Origin of the sequence: Burkholderia sp. E168m23 (assembly GCF_016586125.1) — a bacterium.
GTDB lineage: Bacteria > Pseudomonadota > Gammaproteobacteria > Burkholderiales > Burkholderiaceae > Burkholderia > Burkholderia orbicola.
Map to the genome: position 1 here is coordinate 1 of NZ_BCPP01000439.1, position 5,714 is coordinate 5,714.

The following is a 5,714-nucleotide window of genomic DNA, read 5'->3' on the forward strand; positions in this document are numbered from 1 at the left end:
CTGCTGCTCGCGACGACCGACAACATGGGCGGCGGCACGATCGCCCTCGCGCTGCTGCTGACGCTGCCGTTGCCGGTGCTCGGCGTGGTGCTGATGCGGCGCGGCGGCATCTTCCATGCGATCGAGCGTTTCGCGGGCCGCCTGCTCGGCGATTCGCACCGGCTGCTGCAGGGCGTCGACGGCCGCCGGCTCGACGCCGACATCGATTCGCTGATGTCGCGCACGGGCCTGCTGTTCAGCGCCTTTTTCTGGCAACTGGCCGGCTACGTGCTCGGCGCGCTCGAGATCTACTGGGCGCTCGCGCTGCTCGGCCATCCGGTGTCGATCGGCGGCGCGATCGCGATCGAGGCGATGACGCAGGCGGTGCGGCATGCGGCGTTCATGGTGCCGGGCGGGCTCGGCGTGCAGGAGGCGACCGTCGTGCTGCTCGCGCAGATGTTCGGCGTCGACCGCGAGACGGCGCTGTCGCTCGCGGTGGTCAAGCGTGGGCGCGAGGTGCTGTTCGGCTGCCTCGCGCTCGGCTCGTGGCAGCTTGCCGAACTGGTGCGCACGCGCGGCCGGCTGGGCGCGCCGCTGGCCGGGCCGCGTACGGCGCCGCCGGCGAACCGGGCGTCCGAAACCCGGACCGAAACCGAAACGACGCATTGAACACGGGACGGGCTGCACGGCCCGTCTCGCGCTTTTGGCGTCGCGCGGGTATCCTTGCCGCGTGTTTTCTCGACGCGCAACTCTTCCGATGATTTTTCGTTTCCGGCTGCTTTCCGTGACGATGCTGGCCGCTGCGCTGGCGCTGACCGGTTGCGACGACCAAGGCCATCTCGACGTGCAACGTATCAGGGACTTCTTCAACGCGATCAAGCCCGCGCCGCTGTTGCTGAAAGGGCTGAAGGTCGGCGAATCGACCGAGGCCGACGTGCGCGGCACGATGGGCAAGCCCGAGACCGAGCGCACGTTCACCGACGGCTCGAAGCGTCTCGAGTATCCGCGCGGCCCGATGGGCAACCAGACGTGGTTCGTCGATCTCGATGCGAACGGGCGCTACACGGGCGCGACGCAGGTGCTGACCGCCGAGAATTTCGCGAAAGTGCGCCCGGGGATGGACGAGGACGAGGTGCGGCGGCTGCTCGGCAAGCCCGGCGACATTGCGCAATATCCGCTGAAGCCCGAGACGGTCTGGAGCTGGCGCTGGCTCGAGGACGGCGTCAACACTGACGCGTTCTTCAACGTCCATTTCGGCCCGGACGGGCTCGTTTATACGACCTCGCGCTCCGACATCCTGAAAGGGCGCTGACGTTCACGCGCGGCGTTTCTTCAGCCAGTCGCGCAGCGCGTCGCGGGCATGAGCGAGCGATTGTGTGGCGTGGGCCTGGACCTGCCCATTCGGCCGGACGGCCAGCCCGGCGCTATATCGAAAAAGCGACCGGAAAATTGCAAAAAACCCGCTTCCCGGCGCGTCATCCGACTGTCAGGAAGCGGGTTTTTTCCTTTTGAAACAGCGGTGTAGGCCGTGCGCAGAAATGGTGGGACGAATTGTTGCGACGCAGCAATCGCGCGCACGGTGATTTGAGGCAATCAATTTCGCTTGCGACTATCCGCGTCACCCCGGCGCGGGACAGGCTGTCGCGTCGGCATTCATTCAACTCTGGAGACGCGCGTGTTCCTTTACGGCTTTGGTCCCGTCCTCTGGGCCGGCACCGTGCAGACCATCGAGCTGTCGGTGCTGTCGCTCGCCACTGCGGTGGCGCTGGGGCTGATCGGCGCGGTGGCGAAGCTGTCGCACAACCGGGTGCTGCGAGCGATCGCGACCGGTTATACGACGCTGATCCGCTCGGTGCCCGATCTCGTGCTGATGCTGCTGCTGTTCTACAGCATCCAGATCTGGCTGAACCAGTTCACCGACCTCGTCGGCTGGAACCAGATCGACATCGATCCGTTCGTGGCCGGCGTGCTGACGCTCGGCTTCATCTACGGCGCGTACTTCACCGAGACGTTTCGTGGCGCGTTCCTGTCGGTGCCGCGCGGCCAGCTCGAAGCCGGTTCGGCTTACGGGATGAGCGGTGCGCGCGTGTTCGTGCGGATCATGTTTCCGCAGATGATGCGTTTCGCACTGCCGGGCATCGGCAACAACTGGCAGGTGCTCGTGAAGGCGACCGCGCTGGTGTCGATCATCGGTCTCGCGGACGTCGTGAAGGCCGCGCAGGACGCCGGCAAGAGCACGTTCAACATGTTCTTCTTCATCCTCGTCGCGGCGCTGATCTATCTCGCGATCACGACCGTCTCCAACCTCGTGCTGATCCAGCTCGAGAAGCGTTATTCCATGGGCGTGCGGCACGCAGAACTATGATCGAGATCCTCCAGGAATTCGGCAAGGCGTTCCTTTTCTGGGACGGCCAGCGCCTGTCCGGCCTCGCGGTGACGCTGTGGCTGCTCGTCGCATCGATTTCGCTCGGCTTCGTGTGCGCGGTGCCGCTCGCGGTCGCGCGCGTGTCGAGGAACAAGTGGGTGTCGATGCCCGTGCGGTTCTACACGTACGTGTTCCGCGGCACGCCGCTCTACGTGCAGTTGCTGCTGATGTACACGGGCATGTACAGCCTCGAGTTCGTGCGCTCGCACTCGCTGCTCGACGCATTTTTCCGCAGCGGTTTCAACTGCGCGATCCTCGCGTTCGCGCTGAACACCTGCGCGTACACCACCGAGATCTTCGCCGGTGCGATCCGCGCGATTCCGCACGGCGAGGTCGAGGCGGCGCGCGCGTACGGGATGTCGCCGTTCACGATGTACCGCCGCGTGATCCTGCCGTCGGCGCTGCGTCGCGCGCTGCCGCTGTACAGCAACGAAGTGATCCTGATGCTGCACGCGACGACCGTTGCATTCACCGCGACCGTGCCGGACATCCTGAAGGTCGCGCGCGACGCCAATTCCGCGACCTACATGGCGTTCCAGTCGTTCGGAATCGCCGCGCTGATCTATCTTGCGGTATCGTTCGCACTCGTCGCGGCGTTTCGCCGCGCGGAGCGCCACTGGCTCGCGTATCTCGCGGCCGCCCGTCATTGAATTACTTCGAGGAGAGCCAGTTGGCCGAGATCACCCAAACGAGCGCGTCCGCTTCCGTCAAGCTGGCCGCGGTCGACATCCACAAGCGCTATGGCGACAACGAGGTGCTCAAGGGCGTGTCGCTGAACGCGAAGGCCGGTGACGTCATCAGCATCATCGGCGCGAGCGGCTCGGGCAAGAGCACGTTCCTGCGCTGCATCAATTTTCTCGAGCGGCCGAATGCGGGGCAGATCGTCGTCGACGGCGAGGCCGTGCGCACCAAGACCGATCGCGCCGGCGCGCTCGAAGTCGCCGATCACAAGCAGTTGCAGCGCATTCGCACGAAGCTTGCGATGGTGTTCCAGCACTTCAACCTGTGGGCGCACATGAACGTGCTCGAGAACGTGATGGAAGCGCCCGTGCACGTGCTCGGCATTTCGAAGAAGGAAGCCGAGGAGCGTGCACGCGAGTATCTCGAGAAGGTCGGTTTGCCGCCGCGCGTCGAGAAGCAGTATCCGTCGCATCTGTCGGGCGGCCAGCAGCAGCGCGTGGCGATCGCGCGGGCGCTGGCGATGCATCCGGACGTGATGCTGTTCGACGAGCCGACCTCCGCGCTCGACCCGGAACTCGTCGGTGAAGTGCTGAAGGTGATGCAGAAGCTGGCCGAGGAAGGCCGTACGATGATCGTCGTCACGCACGAGATGGGCTTCGCGCGCAACGTGTCGAACCACGTGATGTTCCTGCATCAGGGGCGGACCGAGGAAGAGGGCGATCCGAAGGAAGTGCTGGTGCGCCCGCAGAGCGAGCGGCTCAAGCAGTTCCTGTCGGGCAGCCTCAAGTAACGCGACAGGGCAGGTTTCAACCGTGGTACCGGTGTCTCGTCCCGCAGGCGCCACCCGCACGACGCAGGTGGCGATCGTTGCATTGCCGCCCGTGTCGATGTCGGGCGTGGGTCCGATCGTCGATGCGCTGAATCTCGCGAACGAGATCGACGGGCGGCTCCTGTACCGCTGGCAGGTGTGTTCGTGGGATGGGCGGCCGGTGCCGCTCGCGGGCGGTGCGCAGTGGCATGCCGATGCGGCGTTCAACGATGCGATCGCGTGCGACTGGTTGATCGTCGTGTCCGAGCGGTTTCAGCAGTTTGCCGATTACCGGTTGTTTCTCGCGAGTCTCGCGCGGGTCGGGCAGCGCACGCCGGTCGTGACGGGTATTCATCACGGCGTGTGGTGGTTGGCGATGGCGGGGCAGCTTTCCGGGTATCGCGTGAGCGTGAACTGGGAGACGTATCAGCAGTTCGCCGAGCAGTTCGAGCGGTCGATCGTCACGCAGCAGATCTTCGAGATCGATCGCGATCGGGCGACCTGTGCCGGTGGGCAGGCGACCGTCGATTTCATGCTGGCCATGATTGGCCGGGAACATGGGGCGGATCTCGCGGAGCGGATTGCCGATGCGCTGGGAGCCGGCACGCTGCGTAGCGGCGAGGAGCGGCAGAGGATTCCCTTTGTTACTGCTCCGGGGGAGCGGCATCCTCGGTTGAATGACGCGTTGCTCTTGATGGAAGCCAATGTCGAGGATCCGCTTACTACCGATGAGATCGCCGGGTTGGTCGGCGTGTCGCGCCGACAGTTGGAGCGGCTCTTTCGGCAGTATCTCGGGGCGATGCCCTCCAAGTATTACCTCAATCTTCGGTTGCTCAAGGCTCGCACGCAGTTGCAGCGGACTAGTAAGTCCGTCGTTCAGGTTTCTCTCGCTTGTGGGTTTTCTTCTGCTGCGCACTTCTCCAACGCTTACCGCGAAAGGTTTGGGGTTACGCCTCGGGAGGATCGACGGGCGTGGCTCGAGAAGCAGACTGGCGGGGGCAGTGAGCCTCGGGGTGGGGCGCTCGTCGAGCGCGGGAAAGATTGAGGTTTGGGTTTGGTTTGTTTGGTGGTTTGCTCGCGGTTGGCGTGAAGTGCCTGTGATCGTGTCGGTCTATTAACGTCGCCCCTGCGCGGGGCAGCGGTTACTTTTCTTTGTCTTGCCAAAGAAAAGTAACCAAAAGAAAGGCGCTCGGATATCGCATGACTTACCGGTGCCATGGCGCCCCGAGTGGTCCGCACAAAAGTGTCCGCGCCAGTCAGGAATCCGGAGTGGTTCGAGCAATGGTTCTGACACCACTCGCTACACCGCGGAGTGGTATACCGTCCGCTAGCTCCATCCTCGCTGCGCTCGGCTGCAAGGTACTTCAGGGGGTATGCGATCGCGTTCGTGCTTCTCTGCACAAACTGTCGAATGCCAGGCTTTTTTTTCTGCTCCCAGCATGTGTGTGATCCGATTCGATGGTCGGTATTTTCGTGACTGACATCGATGTGCTTGCCGCCCCATTTTTCTTGCGAGTGGTGAATTTCCTGCTTATCGAAAGTTGGTTCCTTGTGAGGGGGCTGGTGATAGCGGTTGGGTGGGGATGGACCTGTCGGCCGAGCGAAGCGAGGACGGAGCTAGGGGGCGGTATACCGCTCTGTTGTGTAGGCAGTGGTGTCAGAACCATTGCTCGAACCACTCCGGATTCCTGACTGGCGCGGACACTTTTGTGCGGACCACTTTGTTGGCGATGGCACCGGGAGGTCATGCGATATCCGAGCGCCTTTCTTTTGGTTACTTTTCTTTGGCAAGACAAAGAAAAGTGACCGCTGCCCCGGGGG

General features: G+C 63.7%; 6 protein-coding genes. All 6 read left to right on the top strand.

Annotation, left to right across the window (positions count from 1 at the left end; translation table 11 throughout):
* Window positions 1–648: lysylphosphatidylglycerol synthase domain-containing protein (locus JMF90_RS21385; protein ID WP_201325404.1), on the top strand; the 648-nt coding region annotated here is incomplete at its 5' end.
* Window positions 649–736: 88 nt separating this feature from the next.
* On the top strand, window positions 737–1,291 hold the full coding sequence (locus JMF90_RS21390) for a hypothetical protein (protein WP_006488732.1): 555 nt from the start codon (window positions 737–739) through the stop codon (window positions 1,289–1,291).
* Window positions 1,292–1,654: 363 nt separating this feature from the next.
* Window positions 1,655–2,344: an ABC transporter permease gene (locus tag JMF90_RS21395; RefSeq protein ID WP_011544981.1), complete on the top strand. Its 690-nt coding sequence runs from the start codon at window positions 1,655–1,657 to the stop codon at window positions 2,342–2,344.
* Window positions 2,341–3,054 (top strand): ABC transporter permease, encoded by a 714-nt coding sequence (locus JMF90_RS21400; RefSeq protein ID WP_006476443.1) that lies wholly within the window; start codon window positions 2,341–2,343, stop codon window positions 3,052–3,054. Before JMF90_RS21395 ends, JMF90_RS21400 begins: the two co-directional genes overlap by 4 nt.
* 20 nt (window positions 3,055–3,074) lie before the next feature.
* Window positions 3,075–3,875, top strand: a complete 801-nt coding sequence (locus JMF90_RS21405; RefSeq protein ID WP_006488736.1) for an ABC transporter ATP-binding protein — start codon at window positions 3,075–3,077, stop codon at window positions 3,873–3,875.
* Window positions 3,876–3,897: 22 nt separating this feature from the next.
* On the top strand, window positions 3,898–4,938 hold the full coding sequence (locus JMF90_RS21410) for a GlxA family transcriptional regulator (RefSeq protein WP_011544983.1): 1,041 nt from the start codon (window positions 3,898–3,900) through the stop codon (window positions 4,936–4,938).
* Window positions 4,939–5,714: the final 776 nt, after the last annotated feature.